General features: G+C 60.8%; 12 protein-coding genes. 3 read left to right on the plus strand and 9 right to left on the minus strand.

What is annotated here, in order from left to right; all coding sequences use genetic code 11:
- Positions 1 to 32 precede the first annotated feature (32 nt).
- The gene (locus tag PMI35_RS05435; protein ID WP_008064559.1) at positions 33 to 554 is read right to left on the minus strand and encodes a DUF3617 domain-containing protein; all 522 of its coding nucleotides are present in this window, start codon (positions 552 to 554) and stop codon (positions 33 to 35) included.
- A gap of 133 nt (positions 555 to 687) precedes the next feature.
- Here PMI35_RS05435 and cls point away from each other — a divergent pair, with 133 nt between their 5' ends.
- Complete coding sequence (gene cls / locus PMI35_RS05430) at positions 688 to 2127, plus strand: cardiolipin synthase (protein WP_008064560.1); 1440 nt, start codon at positions 688 to 690, stop codon at positions 2125 to 2127.
- Here the strand turns inward: cls and cfaB are convergent.
- The 5 genes from cfaB to hflK (PMI35_RS05405) form a co-directional block, all read right to left on the minus strand.
- Positions 2124 to 3308, minus strand: coding sequence for a C17 cyclopropane fatty acid synthase CfaB (cfaB, locus tag PMI35_RS05425; RefSeq protein WP_008064561.1), 1185 nt, complete (start codon positions 3306 to 3308; stop codon positions 2124 to 2126). The two genes, cls and cfaB, sit on opposite strands and share 4 nt — an antisense overlap.
- Before the next feature lie 168 nt (positions 3309 to 3476).
- Positions 3477 to 5390, minus strand: a complete 1914-nt coding sequence (locus PMI35_RS05420; RefSeq protein WP_008064562.1) for a heavy metal translocating P-type ATPase — start codon at positions 5388 to 5390, stop codon at positions 3477 to 3479.
- Entirely contained in the window at positions 5387 to 6445 is a 1059-nt protein-coding gene (hflK, locus tag PMI35_RS05415) for a protease modulator HflK (protein ID WP_008064563.1), read from the minus strand. The genes PMI35_RS05420 and hflK (PMI35_RS05415) overlap by 4 nt, the downstream gene beginning before the upstream one ends.
- On the minus strand, positions 6442 to 7482 hold the full coding sequence (hflC, locus tag PMI35_RS05410; protein WP_008064564.1) for a protease modulator HflC: 1041 nt from the start codon (positions 7480 to 7482) through the stop codon (positions 6442 to 6444). Before hflC ends, hflK (PMI35_RS05415) begins: the two co-directional genes overlap by 4 nt.
- Positions 7479 to 9443, minus strand: coding sequence for a protease modulator HflK (gene hflK / locus PMI35_RS05405; RefSeq protein ID WP_008064565.1), 1965 nt, complete (start codon positions 9441 to 9443; stop codon positions 7479 to 7481). The genes hflC and hflK (PMI35_RS05405) overlap by 4 nt, the downstream gene beginning before the upstream one ends.
- A gap of 218 nt (positions 9444 to 9661) precedes the next feature.
- Between hflK (PMI35_RS05405) and lpdA the strand changes: the two genes are divergently transcribed.
- Complete coding sequence (gene lpdA, locus PMI35_RS05400; protein ID WP_008064567.1) at positions 9662 to 11062, plus strand: dihydrolipoyl dehydrogenase; 1401 nt, start codon at positions 9662 to 9664, stop codon at positions 11060 to 11062.
- A gap of 30 nt (positions 11063 to 11092) precedes the next feature.
- Here lpdA and PMI35_RS05395 read toward each other — a convergent pair whose 3' ends face one another.
- A complete protein-coding gene (locus PMI35_RS05395) occupies positions 11093 to 11566 on the minus strand; it encodes an Lrp/AsnC family transcriptional regulator (protein ID WP_008064568.1) in 474 nt (157 codons plus the stop codon).
- A 146-nt stretch (positions 11567 to 11712) separates the two neighbouring features.
- Between PMI35_RS05395 and PMI35_RS05390 the strand changes: the two genes are divergently transcribed.
- On the plus strand, positions 11713 to 12342 hold the full coding sequence (locus tag PMI35_RS05390) for a LysE family translocator (RefSeq protein WP_008064570.1): 630 nt from the start codon (positions 11713 to 11715) through the stop codon (positions 12340 to 12342).
- Positions 12343 to 12345: 3 nt separating this feature from the next.
- On the opposite strand, the gene PMI35_RS05385 is transcribed toward PMI35_RS05390, so the two are convergent.
- Both PMI35_RS05385 and PMI35_RS05380 read right to left on the minus strand, forming a co-directional pair.
- Positions 12346 to 14472: a hypothetical protein gene (locus PMI35_RS05385; protein ID WP_008064572.1), complete on the minus strand. Its 2127-nt coding sequence runs from the start codon at positions 14470 to 14472 to the stop codon at positions 12346 to 12348.
- Positions 14459 to 15655, minus strand: a complete 1197-nt coding sequence (locus PMI35_RS05380; RefSeq protein WP_008064577.1) for a DUF3142 domain-containing protein — start codon at positions 15653 to 15655, stop codon at positions 14459 to 14461. The genes PMI35_RS05385 and PMI35_RS05380 overlap by 14 nt, the downstream gene beginning before the upstream one ends.
- Positions 15656 to 15693 lie beyond the last annotated feature (38 nt).

Genomic DNA, 15693 nt, shown 5'->3' on the forward strand with positions numbered 1-15693 from the left:
TCCTACAAAAGAGCAAGGCTTCCCCGAGAACGTTAAGCTCTTGGCTTCACGGTGCCGCAGTCCTGCCCCAGCCAGACCGCGCGGGTATCGAGGCTACCCTTCTGCTGGATGCCGGTGGCGTTGAACGTACCATTGACCTTGGTGGTGAACTCACGATCGCTGAGGAAGGTGGCAACACCCGCGCCTTGCGCTTTCGGGCAGCTGAAGCGGAATTTCCACTGGTTGCCGGTGCGCTCGGTGATTTCCTGTTTGCAACCCGATTGTGGGTCGGTCAGCGGAATGTTGTCGCTCTTGACCTGCTCTGGGGTCAAGCACGCCCGAATCCCTTTGCCACCCATGGTGATGCCCTGTTTTTCCAGCTGCGCGCGCTGCTCCGGGGTCATCTGGCTTTGTATTTGACCCAGGATCAGTTGCAGATCCGGCAGGTTCTGGTCATCGACTTTCATGTTGCTCGAGGTCAATTCCCACAAACCTGGCTGAAGCATCTGCGCCTGAGCAGCCACAGGAAGTACCAAACCAAATGCCAAGGCCAAACCCAGCAGACGAACGTTCATCGAGTAACTCCTGATCAGTAGTGGCCGTTAGACGTCGCCGGCGGGCTTCGGTTCATGGGCCAATTAAATAGCGACATTCTGCACGGAACATGGTCTGTTAAGCATTGAATCTTCAGGAGCAAGGCTGCCCCCCATGGATTATTTTGGACCGCATGTCTTCGGCTATGTCATCGCCCTGCTGCACTCATTGGGCTTGGTTGCGGCAATCCATGCCGTGTTGACCGTCCGCACCGCACAAGGCTCGATTGCCTGGGCCTTGTCACTGTTGTTCATGCCTTACCTGACACTTATCCCCTATCTGGTATTCGGCCGCAGTTCCTTCGACGGTTACATCAAGGCTCGGCGCCAGGCCAACGAGGAGATGCGCAAGGCTGTCTCCGAGCTCAACTGGCGGCCGTGGGTGGAGGAAGCACTCACCGCTCGCGCATCCAGCGCGTACGCGTCTCTGAGGGCGATGCCGAAACTGGGGCGCATGCCCTGTCTGGCAAACAATGAAGTGCGCTTGCTGGTGAATGGGCAGGCAACCTTCGAGGCGGTTTTCCACGCCATCAGCCAGGCCCGGGAAGCTGTACTGGTCCAGTTCTTCATCATCCACGACGACCGCCTGGGCCGACGCCTGCGTGATTTACTGCTGCACAAGGCCAGCGAAGGCGTGGTGATTTACCTGCTCTACGACCGAATCGGCAGCCACTCCCTGCCCCACGCTTACGTCCAGTCGCTGCGCGATGGCGGCGTCAAGGTCAAAGCCTTCGCCACCCGCAGCGGCTGGCTCAATCGCTTCCAGGTCAACTTTCGCAACCACCGCAAGATCGTGGTTGTCGACGGCATCCTTGGCTTCGTGGGTGGCCACAACGTTGGCGATGAATACATGGGCGAGAAACCACCGCTGGCACCGTGGCGCGATACCCATGTGCAGGTCCGGGGGCCGGTGGTGGCCTGCATGCAGGAGTCCTTCGCCGAAGACTGGTTCTGGGCGGCCCGCGAATTACCGCAGCTGATCCTGCCGCAGGTTTATCCGGACGGCGGAGTGCTGTGCCAAATGCTTGCCAGCGGCCCGGCGGATGCCTACGAAACCTGCTCACTGTTCTTCGTCGAAGCGATTCACGCGTCGACCGAACGGGTGTGGATCACCAGCCCGTATTTCATCCCCGATGAAGCGGTGCTCGCTGCGTTGCGATTGGCAGTCTTGCGCGGGGTGGATGTGCGGATTCTGCTGCCGTCACGGCCCGACCACCGAATCGTCTACGCCGCTTCCAGCCTCTATGCCTTCGAAGCCGTGCGCGCCGGTGTGCGGGTGTTCCGCTACGAACCCGGTTTCCTGCATCAGAAAGTGGTGTTGATCGACAGTGAAATCAGCGCCATCGGTAGCGCCAACATGGACAACCGTTCGTTTCGATTGAATTTCGAAGTGATGTTACTGACGGTCGACAGGGCGTTCGCCGCCCAGGTGGAGCAGATGCTCAACGACGACTTCGACCAGGCTCATGAAATCGCCAAGGAAGAAGGCCGGGAGACCCATCGCTTGCAGCAGGTCGGCATGCGGGTCGCCCGGCTTATTTCGCCCATCCTCTAGGGATTGTAGATATCGTCTCGCGTCCACGGCAGCTCATGGCTGCCATCGGCGTGGGCCTTCACCGCGAGTATCTGGTGCAGGTTGATCCAGCCACGAGCGAACGCATAGGCACAACCGGCCAGGTACAGGCGCCAGATACGCAGGGCTTGATCCGGCACCAGTTTCGAGGCGGCCTCCAGGTTGTCTTCCAGGCGTTCGCTCCAGTGATCCAGGGTGCGCGCGTAATGCAGACGCAGGCTCTCGACATCGACGATCTCCAGCCCTGCTTCACTGATCTCGGCAGAGATCATCGACAGGTGGGGCAGTTCGCCGTTGGGGAATACATACTTCTCGATGAACTCCCCGGCACCGCGTCCCACAGGACGCCCATCGATGTGCTTGGCGGTGATCCCGTGGTTCATCACCAGCCCGCCCTCTTTCACCGCGCCGAACAAGGTTTTGCAATACTCGGCCAGGTTCGCGTGCCCGACGTGCTCGAACATACCGACACTGACCACTTTGTCGAAGCGACCGTCTTGAGGCAGGTCGCGGTAATCGAGTAACTGCAGTTCGATCAAATCCTCCAGCCCTTCCGCTTTTACGCGTTCCCGGGCCAGGGCCAGTTGTTCCTTGCTGAGGGTAATACCGAACACCTTCGCGCCAAATTCCCGGGCTGCATACCGCGCCAACCCGCCCCAACCGCAGCCGACATCCAGCAGATATTCGCCAGGTTGCAGACGCAACTTGCGACACAGATGGCGGAATTTTGCCTGTTGAGCCTGTTCAAGGGATTCACTTCCCGTCTCGAAATACGCGCAGGAATACGCCATGTCGCTGTCGAGCCACAGTTGATAAAAGGCGTTTGAGAGGTCGTAATGGTAGGAGATCGCCTTGGCGTCTGCTTCCTTGTCGTGGGCGGTGCGCACAGGCTGACTGTCGAGATCACCGAGCAATGCCTGACTCCACTCATCACAGACGCGGATCACATCGCTGATGGAACCTTCCAGTTCCAGTTTGCCCTCGACGAACGCAGCCCCTAGCGCGTCCAGGCTAGGATGGGTGAACTGGGTGACCATTTGTGGGTCCTTGACCACAATTGTGACACTGGGCGTCGGCCCCAGATTGAACTCATGGCCGTCCCAGAGTCGCAGGCGTAGCGGTAGCTGCAGATTCTGTAAGGCCGGTGGAAGTTGCGCGAGCATGGAAAATCCCCCTTGTTTCAGACGTCTGCTGAGAGGTTAGACCATCCTTGAAAAATAGCTGGCTATCGATTTCATAGCGATCTTCTATGATTCCAAAACTGTTCCGAATTCGCAGAAATGACCGCTCTCACCTAGATGACTGCAAATTCGGCCGACAGTTCTGTATTTTTAAAACGGCTGTTCCCTGAGCTTGAACAGTGGCTCCTGAAAGCGCAGCAAACGCCCGGCATTACCCAACACCAGCAATGTGCTGAGGTTATGCAGCAACGCGGCGATCATCGCCCCTGCTGCCCCGAGCCAGCCAAACGCCGCGAAAGCAACGATCGCCAAGGTCCAGCCCAATCCAATGATCACGTTCACTTGCAAGGTCTGACGGCATTGTCGACTCAAGCGCACGCAGGTGCCGAGGCGCCGCAGGTCGCTACCGATCAGCACGATATCCGCTGACGCCAGCGCGATGTCCGCCCCGCCTGCCCCCATTGCCACACCAACAACACCAGCCTTGAGCGCCAGGGAATCGTTGATGCCATCGCCCACCACCATAGGACGAAAACCGTTACCGATTTCTTTCAACACGCGATTCAATTTGTCCTCGGGCAAGGCCTGCGCTTCGACTTCACTGATGCCGACATCCCGAGCAAGTGTGTGAGCGACGCTGTGCCGGTCGCCGGTGAGCAAAAGCTGTCGGCCCAATCCAAGGTCCTTCAGCTCGCTCAAGGCAAACCTGGCTTCCGGTTTGACGCTGTCGGCCAACAACAGCCAAGCGAGAAACTCACCGTTAAGCGCCAGCCCGGCAATCGGGCCATCGTGGTCGGGAACATCTGAGGTCGCTATGCCCAATTGGGCGAACAACTCCGGGCGCCCCAGCGCGGCCTCGCCCTGCTCCGTCATGGCAACCACGCCTAAACCCTGACGCTCTCGAATGTCCGACAGCAACAGAAAATGCTCTTGTGACACCAGCCCCGCCAGCGCCCGGCTGACCGGGTGACTGCTGGCGGAACCGAGGCTGGCGGCGAGCTTCAAGACCGGGTTGCGATCCTCCAGCGAGCTCTCGATGGATTGCAGGCGCAAGGTACCGAAGGTCAGGGTTCCGGTCTTGTCGACCACCAGCGATGTGAGGTCTGCCAGCTCCTCGAGAAACGCCGAGCTGCGAATCAGAATGCCGTGCCGCGCGGCTACCGCTACCCCGGCAATGGCCGTTGCGGGTGCCGACAACACCAACGCACAAGGACAGGCAGCCACCAGCACCGCGAGCATGGCCTGGGCATCGTTGGTGATGAACCAGGTGACTGCGGCCAGCAGCAATACCAGCACCAGGTAGCTCCCGGCATAACGCTCCAGCAACCGGGTGATCGGCGGCTTGGAACGCTCGGCGTTTTGCATCAGCGCGATCACTTTGCCGAGGGTCGATTCGTCGCCGGTCCGAGTCACTTCAACGCGCAGCAGGCCATCGAGATTGATCGCCCCACCGAACACCGCCATGCCGACGCCCGCTTCCATCGGCACCGATTCACCGGTAATGGAGGCGGTGTCCAGACTCGCTTGGCCGGACATCACCCGGCCATCCGCCGGCACCCGGTCACCGGCACGGACTTCCACCAGATCGCCAGCCCTGAGCGTACCGTTGTCGACCTCGACGATGGCGCCGTCGGCCTGCACCTTGCGCGCGTGACTGCGGGTGAGTTTGCCCAGGGCATGAATGGCTTCCTGCGAACCGATCACGCTGCGCTCTTCCAGCACATGGCCGAAGATCATGATGATCGGCAGCAATGCCGCCGTCAGCAAATCGCCCGTCCCCCACGCACCGAGCATGGCCAGGGCGATCAGTTGATCGGTGATGCCATGCAGGCTTGGATACCGCAGGCTGTACCAGGCCGAACGCATCACTGGTACGGCCACCAGCACGGAAGCAACACCCAGCAGCAATTGGCTGACGCCACTTTGCTCCGGGGACAACCAGCGCCATACAAGGCCAAGCGCGAGCAAGCCAAGTGCGAGCATGGCCAGGGTCAGTTGACGGGCAGCGCTGCGTTGTTCGGCCGAGGACAACATGCTCGGTGCAGCGGCGGTTTGAGCGGTCATTGTGCAGCTCCCTGAATGATCAGGCGGGAATCGTCTTTTGGATCAACCGTGGTGACTGAGCCGGCCTGACCAAGAATTTTCGGCATCCGCTCGCGGTAAATTCGCAGCAACATTTGCGGGTCGGCGGCCTGTTGTTGGGCGTTGGCCAAGCTCATTACCGTAGCGGTATCAGCCGATGCTTTCGCCAGCCGTTCACTCGCTTGAGCATGGGCGACTTGCAGCGTGCGGTCGGCTTGCTCATTGGCGGTCTGGCTCAGCTTCTCGGCTTCGGTGCGCGCGTTGGCCACGGCCTTGTCGGCTTGCTGGCTGGCGGTCAGTACGGCGTTGAACGCATTGATCGCAGGGGCCGGCAGACTCGACTGCACGTCGACCCGTGCCACTTCGATCCCCAGCCCCTGCCCCGTCGCGGCCAATTGCGCCAAGCGTTGGTTGATGCCTTGCACCAGATCGCCGCGCAGACGCTCGCGCCTTTCTGCAGCCTGATTATCAGCGCCGATCAACTCCGGTCGGGCGACCAGAATAGTGTCCAGATCTCGTGCAGCAGTGAGTGCCAAGGCGCTGCGGGTCACCAGGCGATCGAGGGCCGGCAGCACATGCTCGCCTTGAAGCACGAAAGCGTACGGCTCAGTGACCTTGTAGAACACCCGCACATCCAGTTGCACCACACCGGCATCCCCCGTCAGCAAATAACCGGAGCCTGCCAGTGCGTCACTGATCGGTGTCGCAAAACTGGCCGCGCGATCGGCCTGCAATGCGGCGTCGGTGCGCAACAGGTTTTCCACTCGACGTTCGATTACCCGGTCCGCCGCTGGCAGCAAAATCACCTGCTCAAAAGGTCGCGGCCAGGCCAACATCAAACCGGCATTCTGGATGCGATCCAGCGCGCCGAAGTGCAAAACCACCGCGCGATTTTGCGGATCGATCTGTCGAACATTGGAGAACGCCCATGCCAAAGCGGCCAACACCGTCACCGCATACAGGGCGAGAAATGCCAAGCGCCCGGCCTGAATCCACGGGCTGCTCAACTCAATTGTTCCACGTGGAACCAAACTCATGGCTGCGACCCGGGTTTGTTATCGAGCGTCGGCGGACCGTCAACCAACACCCGGAAAGGCGCGGCATCGGTACGCAGTATCAGTTTGGTGCCCGGGGTGATCACCGTGCCCAAGGTGTCGAGCGAGCGCAGCAGGTTGTAAAGCTGCGGTGAGCCGGCGTAGGCACGCGCATAAATCTGCGCCGCTTCGACCCGGGATTGCGCCTCAATGTCAGCCGCTTTCACCGTGGCATCGGCCTGGACGATTCGTGCATCACGTTCCGCCGCGGAGCGAATTTGCGCCGCTTCGCGCTTGCCGATGGCGGTGCGTTCGGTCGCGATGGTTTCACGCTCGGCGCGCATGCGATCGACCGTCGCAGTGAGCGTGACCGACGGCAAGGTCAGGCGCTCGATGCCAACTTGCAGCACTCGCACACCATAGGTGGTCAGCAACTGCTGATCGATTTGGTTGCGCAGCTGAGCTTCGAAATCAGCGATGTGCACCTGATTGGCGTCGGTGTTCACCAGGTTCGCCAGATCGAAACTACTGGCCGTGGTTTCCAGGGCGGAGCCGACGAAGGTGCGGATCTGCCGAGCCGCCTCGTCCGGTTGGTTTTGTACCGCGCGCATGAAACGCTGCACGTTGTCCGCATCACCCTGCACCTGCCAGGCCACGTAGGCCTGAACGATGATGCGCAAGCCGTCCCGCGTCCCCACATCCTGCAAACCGCTGGACGTGGTGCGCAGTCGCAGATCTACCGGGATCGCCGCTTCGAAGGGTGCCGGCCAGCGCCAACCAAGGCCTGGCTCCAGCAACACTCGCGATGGGTTACCAAACCGCGTGATGACCGTGGCTTCGCCCGAACGCACTTGCACCAGGCTCGCAGCCGCCACGGCAAACGCCACCAACAACGCCGCCCAGCCCATGCGTCGCCAAGGGAATGGGCCGGCTTCTTGCGGATCGCCGTGGTGGTGATGGTGATGGCCGTGGTGATGTCCGCCATGGCCGTGATCGTGGCCACGGTGGTCGGCGTGATCGTGGGTGTGTGATTGGCTCAATTGGCGGCTCCTGGCTGAGCGGTTTTACGCGGCGGCGCAGGGTCAGCCGGCAACGTGAATGTACGCAGGTCAATGGTCGGCGCATTACTGCTGCCGCCCAGACGATGATCGAGAACCAGCAACCTGGCATTGGCCAGGCCCTGGGAAAGTTGACCGAGGTATTGCTCCAGCACGAAGGCCTGGCCGGCACTGGCGTAAGCCTTTTTCTCGGCGCTGAATTTCAGCTCGCCGGCCTTGGCCGTCGCGTTGATTTCATGGGCAGTCGCCGTTGCCTGATCCCGGGCAATGCTCGCCTGCAACTGCGCCTGGTTGGTGGCTTCGGCGGCGGCTCCACGTTCACGGGCGATCAACGCCTGTGCACCGATCTGTGCGGCTTGCACCCCGTGATAAGCATTGGCCGCCCCCGCCGGGGGATGAATCGCTTCGACCACCGTGGCGAGAATTTCCACGCCGCTGTCGAGTTTCTGCAGGTCGGCCTGCACGGCCCGGCCGATTTCCTCGGCGAGCCCTACCCGGTCCTCACCGAGCAAACCGTCAAGGGTTCGTGAGGCGAAGTCGTGGACCAGAATGCGACTGGCGGTGCTGCGGATCAACGTCGGCACATCCGCGCTGTTGTAGGTCGCCGCCAATGCCGCCTGATCGCTCAAGCCGATGCGATAAACAAAACGCACGTCCATGTTGACGATCTGAAAGCTCTGCTTGTCGGCACGGCTGCTGGCAATCACCTGGGATTTGTCATTCACATGGCTGGCGTCCCACAACCGGTTGGCGGTCGTCGGCGCCGGGCCTTCGGCCGGATCTGCCTGCACGGGTGCCGACGTTTCGCCGACGCTGGTGGCCAATTCGTGAACCACTCCATTTTCGACACTCAGCACCCGGCCCAACGGCCACGGTAAACCTGCATGCAGACCCGGACCGAACACCATCACCGGTTTGCCGAAACGCTCGTAGATCCCCCGCCCTTGCAGCGGAATTTCGTGAACACCGGTGAGTGACCAACCGACGATGGCCACAACGACCAGCACCGGAAAAAATGCCCGGCGCATGTAAGTGAAGGCCCAAATCTGCCGCAGGTCGATGCCGAAGCGGTTGTGCAATTCGTGCTGCAACGCCTGCAATGGTTGCGGCGGCCAGCGCAGCATATCGGCGACAAAACTGCGCGCCAGCAGTGCAGGTTCAAGTTGTTCGCGACGTGGGCTGAACAATGACAGTACGGCACGAAGTAGTAATTCGAAGGCGACGAACCCCGGCAGCAGGCCGATCAGTACCGCCAGACGCACCGGCCAAACCGACGTTTCATTGCCGAACAACAGGCAAAACGCTCCAAGTATCAGGCTGATGATTGCCACGCGGGTCAATTGGGCCAAGGCTCCCGCCTCGGGCCATTGAGCGCTGTTTTCCTGGGCAAGCTGACGCTCCAGAACCAGCAAGCCAAAGGCCAGCAATAACCCCAGGGCCGCGCCGATGGTGGCCGACATTCCCAGCGCTGCAGGCGGCAAAGCAAGGTTCCAGGCCTGCTCGACGCACAACAACGCCAGCAGCGCCCAACCACCCAGCCACAGCGTTGGCGCACCGATTTGCCTGAGTAGCTTCAGCCAGCGCTGACTGATTCGCTCCAGCAGCCGCTCGTACCAACCCACCGGGACTTCAGCTTCTTCAGAGTCGACCACCGGCGCCAAGGGGTTCATCGCCCTTGAACGCCATTGCGTCACCCACCCGGCGGATTGCAAGCCAGCGACCAACACCAGCAACGCGGCGCACTGATTGAACAGCAGGGCAGGCCAAAGGGATTGCGGCGCAAACAACTCGACAAAAAAGCCCAGCACCAGGCCCATTGCCGCGAACGCGCCGAGGCCGATGGCGAACTGGCGCAATCGTCGCCCTTGAAAAACTGCCTGCTGAAAGCGCGGCAGCCTGGCTACCTGCGCTCCATCATCACCCTCTTCGAGATCGACTTGCATACCACTCCAGTGTTTATCATGGCCCACACGGCATTTCGTTACGATATAACGATATCGGTGAAATTTTCGTACTCAATCGCCCTATCTAAAGATTCCCAACCTGTCGCTAGGCTGAAGCCTTGACCGAAATGCATCGAAACGCACATATTACGTTCGTAATTTTATTCGAAGGCTACTTTTATCCCTCCCGATCCCGCTTTCAATCCAGGAGTACATCCATGAGCACCTATGACGTCGTGATACTCGGTGGTGGCCCCGGTGGCTACAACGCAGCCATCCGTGCGGGCCAACTGGGATTGAAGGCGGCGTGCGTAGAAGGTCGCGCCACGCTTGGCGGTACCTGCCTGAACGTCGGTTGCATGCCGTCCAAGGCATTGCTGCACGCCTCCGAACTTTACGATGCAGCCATGGGAACGGAATTCGCCAACCTGGGAATCGAGGTCAAGCCCACGCTCAATCTGGCCCAGATGATGAAACAGAAAGATGAAAGCGTGACCGGGCTGACCAAAGGCATCGAGTTTCTCTTTCGTAAAAACAAGGTCGACTGGATCAAGGGTTGGGGCCACATCGACGGGCCCGGCAAAGTCACCGTGACGGATAACACCGGTGGCAAGACCGAACTGACCGGCAAAGACATCATCATCGCCACCGGTTCCGAACCCACTCCCCTGCCCGGCGTGGACATCGATAACCAACGCATCCTCGATTCCACCGGCGCACTGTCGTTGACTGAAGTGCCGAAACACCTGGTGGTGATTGGTGCCGGGGTGATCGGGCTGGAGCTGGGTTCCGTCTGGCGGCGCTTGGGGGCGCAAGTGACCGTAGTCGAATTCCTTGATCGGATTTGCCCGGGCGTGGACGGCGAAGCGGGCAAAACCCTGCAACGCTCATTGAGCAAACAAGGCATCAGTTTCAAACTGAGTTCAAAAGTAACCAGCGCCACGACGTCCGCAACCGGTGTGCAGCTCAGCGTCGAGCCCGCCGCAGGCGGTACCGCCGAATCGCTGGAGGCCGATTACGTGCTGGTGGCCATCGGGCGCCGGCCTTACACCCAAGGTCTGGGGTTGGAGAACGTCGGCCTCGCCACCGATAAACGCGGCATGCTCGCCAACAAGGGGCACCGCACCGAAGCCGCAGGGGTGTGGGTGATTGGCGACGTCACCTCCGGCCCGATGCTCGCCCACAAGGCTGAAGACGAAGCCATGGCCTGCGTCGAACAGATCGTCGGCAAGGCCGGCGAGGTCAATTACGAGCTGATCCCCAACGTGATCTACACCAAGCCCGAACTGGCCAGCGTCGGCAAGACCGAAGAACAACTGAAGGCCGAAGGTCGCGCATTCAAAGTCGGCAAGTTTCCGTTTACCGCCAACAGCCGGGCGAAGATCAATCACGAAACCGAAGGCTTCGCCAAGGTCCTGGCCGATGAGCGCACCGACGAAATCCTCGGTGTGCATCTCGTGGGGCCAAGCGTCAGTGAAATGATTGGCGAGTATTGCGTGGCCATGGAGTTCAGCGCGTCCGCCGAAGACATTGCCCTGACCTGTCATCCACACCCGACCCGTTCCGAAGCCTTGCGCCAGGCGGCGATGAATGTGGAGGGGATGGCGACGCAGATGTAGGAGTGAGCTTGCTCGCGGGGCATAGCCGGCCTACAGCGGCAAATGCCCCAGCGGCAACGCTCCCGGCGTCTTCACCGTATGAATCGCAAAGTTGCTTCGGATGTCGCTCACACCTGGCAGCTTCAACAAACACCCAGTGAGAAACCGGTCGTAGGCACGTAAATCCGGTACCACCACTTGCAACAGAAAATCCGATTCCCCTGACACCAGGAACGCCGAAATCACCTCCGGCAATGCGGTCACGGCCAGGCGAAAAGATTCAGCCTGCTCATCGTTGTGGCGCTCGACTTTCACCCCGACGAACACGGTCAACCCGAGCCCGACTTCGTCGCGATCCAGATTGGCCTGATAACCACGAATCACCCCGGCCTCTTCAAGCATCCGCACCCGGCGCAAGCATGGCGAAGCCGACAGACCGATTTCTTCAGCCAACTGCACATTGCTCAGGCGACCATCCCGTTGCAGCGCGGCGAGAATCTTGCGGTCGTAGGCATCCAGTTTCATCGTTTGGCAGATCCTGCTGGCTGAGCTGTGATTTGTTGGCAGGTTATGCCAAAACAGCCAGCTTTAGAAGCGAACTACGCAAGCACATGCCCTGCTCCCTGGCTCTAGACTGGCCCTACTGAATCGACAACGAACAGGGGTGCAACATGGCGGGATTCGGGCTGTTTTTCATGGCGTTGGCAGTGGTCTATCTGTTACCCGGCCCGGACATGATCCTGCTGCTGCAAACAGGTGCCCGCCAGGGTAAAGGCGCTGCGTTGGCCACGGCGGTTGGACTGGGGGTCGCGCGTGGTTGTCATGTGGTGTTGGCGGCGTTGGGGTTGGCAGCATTGTTCAAGGCGGCGCCCTGGACCTTTGACGTGGTGCGCCTGGTTGGTGCTGCTTATCTGCTGTGGATCGGCATTCAATGCCTGCGAACGACGATGCTGCCAAGCCTGAACGGTCCAGGTGCAACGGACGAAAAACCACGCTGGGGTGAAGCGATTCGCCGCGGTTTATTGACCAACCTACTGAACCCGAAGGCCTTGCTGTTCTGCTCGGTATTGCTGCCGCAGTTCATCGATCCACTCAACGGACCGGTACTCGCGCAATTTGCGGTCCTGGGCCTGGTGCTGGTCGGTGTCGGCTTGCTGTTCGATAGCACCTACGCCTTGACCGGTGCCGCACTGGGTCGTTGGCTGCAACGCAGCCCCGGCGCCCAGCGCCTGCAACAATGGCTGTTCGGTAGCCTGCTGATCGGTTTCGCCGTGCGGCTGACCTTTGTTCAACAGGCTTGAACCTTATCGCACCTTGCGGCGGCGCTTGACCTGCACCAGCGCCACCGCCATGACCACCAGAAAGCCCCCCAACTGCACAGCCGTCTTGTACGGTCGCAGGGCCGAGCGAGCAGCGTCGGTGACCTGGGTGACATAGCGCTTGTCGGCGTTCTCAAAGTCGGGATATGGGCATTGATGCCCAAAATCCGCCGCCCACTCCACGAATGGCCCCTCTTTGACATATCGCTGGTAGAGCGCACTTTGTTCTTCAAGGCTGCTGTTCCAGCCGGCCGCTTCACACAGCACGGCGGCAAACGCCTGGCTGGTGTGCGGCAGATTGTCGGCAGCTCGGCTGGCCAGTGCGGTCGCAACGAAACGATAGTGGTAGCGCTGATCGGGCTGGGCGGCACTGGCTTGCTGACGCTTCACTTCGTCCTCGGCTACCAGCGGCCCGACTTTGAGCTCAGTGCTCTCAAGGCTGAAGTTGCCACCTAACGTGGCATAGTCCGGCGCCATTTCGTAGCCGAGGATATCCATCCCCCACTCCCGCGCGGTCCAGGCCGCGTTGAACAGTGCCGCGGCACGTCGCGTCGGCCACCACGCAGAATCGGCCGCCATGCGTTGCTGGCCGTACAACCTGGCTTTGTGGCGCAAGCCATCGTTATCGAAATAAGCCGGCGCTTGCTCGTAGTGCCCTTCGCGCAGCAAACGCCGCCCCAGCAGATTGCGCAAGCTCGCCGCCACCGGCAGAGGTACGTAGTTGTCCATGTCCTGCTGACTGCGTTGTGGCGGTGCCGGAACCTGGGTGTCGACATAGTGCTTGAGCTCATCCAGCGTCAGTACGCGTTCGGCAACAGTGGCCGCATCGAACCAATAGATGCCTTGGCTGCGGTACAACTGGTCGAACGCCTGCAGATAATCCCCGCGTTGCAGGGCAAGGATCGCGCTTTCGCCTTCGACCCGACATTTGGGTAGCAGGGTTTCGAAATCGAAGTCCGGCGTTCTCCGATCGCCCCAGGATTCATTCTGGGGGAAGGCCTTGGCTGCCTTGGCATACGCCGCAGCAGCCGCCGTTTTATCGCCATCGCGCACCGCCAGTTTGGCCCGCAGCCACCAGGCCAGGCCGCCCTCGCCGGCGTGCTCGAGAAAGGCTTTGGCGCTGCTGAAGTCGCCCTGTTGATAATTCATCGCGGCCAGACGGTCCGCATTGTCGAGGCTGCCGCGCGTGCCGTTCTGCAACAGTTTGATCAGTTTTTGCTCATTCGGTGGTTGATCACCGAATGACCAGCCCAGGCGGCTGATCAAGGAGGCGGTCACCAGTTGCTGCACAGGCTTACCCTTGAGCAGAACAGCCAGTTGATCCTCGGGCATCGAAGCCAGATCGGCCATCAACAGTTTCAACGAGGTGTAACCCACAGCCGAACCCTGAAGGTTTTGCGTGGCATAGAGTTCGATGGCGCCGTTCCAGTCACCCGCCGTCCGGGCCACGCGGGCTTCTTCACCGAGACTGGCGACGCCCAGTTCCAGTGGATCGCTGAAGCCGTCGATGCTCAGCTGACGCGTTTGCTCGAAGGCTTTGCGCGATTGTTCCAGCAGGTCGGAAGCCGCATCGGCCTGCGAACTCATGGCAAACAACGCCCTTCCCAGCGAGTAGGCAGCCCAGGTACTGCGCAATGCCCGTTGATCAGCGGGCAGCGCCAGCACCTGGCGGAAGTATTCGGCGGCCAGCGCTTGGTCGCCGGCATTGAACGCCACCGCGCCCGCCAGATACAACTTGAGCTCGGCGGGCAGGCTCGCGCCCTGTGCTTCAACCTGGCGGGCATCGGCGAGCCCACGCAACTGTTTCACCTGCGCCTGCTGTTCATGGGTCAAACCAGCCTGCTCGGCCTGATCTCGCTGTTCAACATGAGCGGAGGTTTCACCATAGGCTGCGCCCGGGTCAAGGGTGGCTGCGGTAACAGGCTTGAGACCGGCAATCGCGTGACCGAGGCGACTCACCTCGAAACTGAAATTGCCTTCCGGCAACTCCGCCAGGGATTGTCCTCGATTGTCCAGCAGCCGCATGGGGAAATCCGGCCCGCACGCCATGGCCGCCAATGGCAGGCCAAGGCTCAGACAGAGCAAGTGACGGGGCCAGTTACGGGTGAACATTCGAAGCTCCTTGATCAATGGTTGCGCAGCGTGCCCAACCGATGGCGCGCTGTCCGCCAGCCGCTATCCGACCGTCGCGCAGGCGGGTGAAGGTAAGCAGGTTCGGCTCTTGTTGCAACGTATAACCGGCCAGCGCATCGGCGCCCTCGCAACCTTGTACCGCCACCGTCACGCGCTCGGGCCAGGCATTATCGAGGTTGCCCACATTGGTGATAGCGATGTCATAGAGACCTTCGTGCTCCGAAAGATTCAGTGCCAGTTGACTCTCAAGGACCTCACCGCGGGACACCGCGCGCAGGGTCGTCAGGCTCCAGGCTCGACGGTCGTTGGCCAACGGCAGGCGAAACCAGATCAGACCGACCAGATGAGCCGGCGGGTTCGCGCGCAACCGGGTAGCCAGCTCGCTCAATTGCAGTGGATCAGCCAACAACTCCCGGCGCTTGCCATGACGTCCAATCGCTACTTCGCTTTCCACGATGGGAGCGCCACCGACACTCGGCAGCAACGCGACGCCATAGGCCGGCAGGGCCAGAAAAAAGGGTTTCGACGTGATGCGACTCCAGGCCATTGCCCATTGGCGAGCAAGGTACGGATCGAACAAACCGCGTCGAGGATCACTCACGGCATGCACCTGCAACACGCTGCTATCGACGGTGGATAACAAGGCCGGCAGCTCTGGACTGTCGAGCCACGCTGGCAATGCGGTGATGCTCAAGGCCACCGACGTCGGCAGCACAGAACGCAGGTGCGCCAGAAATTCGCGGTAATCGGGAAGCCGAGTGTTGCCCGCATCGTGATCGATCTCCACCCCGGCGACGATCAGACCTTGCCCCTGCCAATCGCTGATCAGTTGCTGGATCTGCCCCATGACCTCGTCCTGATGCAGCGACTGGAGCTGGCCATCCAGGCGAACCACCGCAATCAACGGCCTGCCATCGCGCTTGAGCAGCGCCGGATCAATCCGCGCGCGACTCCAGCCTGCCTGAGGGAAGGCCTGTAATGCCAGCACCCGCAAGGTGGAAAAGTCTGCGCGACTGTCTCGCAACGCAGCGTCATGCGCCTGGGTCCATTGTCGTTGCCAGACATAGAGCTGCTGATCGAGTGGCGGGGCATCGTGCTGCTCGCAACCACTGAGCAGCGCAAGCGTCATCAGCGAGACGATCGCGCGGGTGAAAAAAACCATGAGAAAACGCCTGTCCCTGAAATGCACAAAGGGCCCTT

This window comes from Pseudomonas sp. GM78, assembly GCF_000282475.1.
Classification (GTDB): Bacteria; Pseudomonadota; Gammaproteobacteria; order Pseudomonadales; family Pseudomonadaceae; genus Aquipseudomonas.

Excerpts from the sequence above, each read along its gene's own strand:
- PMI35_RS05435 (WP_008064559.1), bottom strand. The coding sequence starts at position 554 with ATGAACGTTCGTCTGCTGGGTTTGGCCTTGGCATTTGGTTTGGTACTT.
- cls (WP_008064560.1), top strand. The coding sequence starts at position 688 with ATGGATTATTTTGGACCGCATGTCTTCGGCTATGTCATCGCCCTGCTG.
- cfaB (WP_008064561.1), bottom strand. The coding sequence starts at position 3,308 with ATGCTCGCGCAACTTCCACCGGCCTTACAGAATCTGCAGCTACCGCTA.
- PMI35_RS05420 (WP_008064562.1), bottom strand. The coding sequence starts at position 5,390 with ATGACCGCTCAAACCGCCGCTGCACCGAGCATGTTGTCCTCGGCCGAA.
- hflK (WP_008064563.1), bottom strand. The coding sequence starts at position 6,445 with ATGAGTTTGGTTCCACGTGGAACAATTGAGTTGAGCAGCCCGTGGATT.
- hflK (WP_008064565.1), bottom strand. The coding sequence starts at position 9,443 with ATGCAAGTCGATCTCGAAGAGGGTGATGATGGAGCGCAGGTAGCCAGG.
- lpdA (WP_008064567.1), top strand. The coding sequence starts at position 9,662 with ATGAGCACCTATGACGTCGTGATACTCGGTGGTGGCCCCGGTGGCTAC.
- PMI35_RS05395 (WP_008064568.1), bottom strand. The coding sequence starts at position 11,566 with ATGAAACTGGATGCCTACGACCGCAAGATTCTCGCCGCGCTGCAACGG.
- PMI35_RS05390 (WP_008064570.1), top strand. The coding sequence starts at position 11,713 with ATGGCGGGATTCGGGCTGTTTTTCATGGCGTTGGCAGTGGTCTATCTG.
- PMI35_RS05385 (WP_008064572.1), bottom strand. The coding sequence starts at position 14,472 with ATGTTCACCCGTAACTGGCCCCGTCACTTGCTCTGTCTGAGCCTTGGC.
- PMI35_RS05380 (WP_008064577.1), bottom strand. The coding sequence starts at position 15,655 with ATGGTTTTTTTCACCCGCGCGATCGTCTCGCTGATGACGCTTGCGCTG.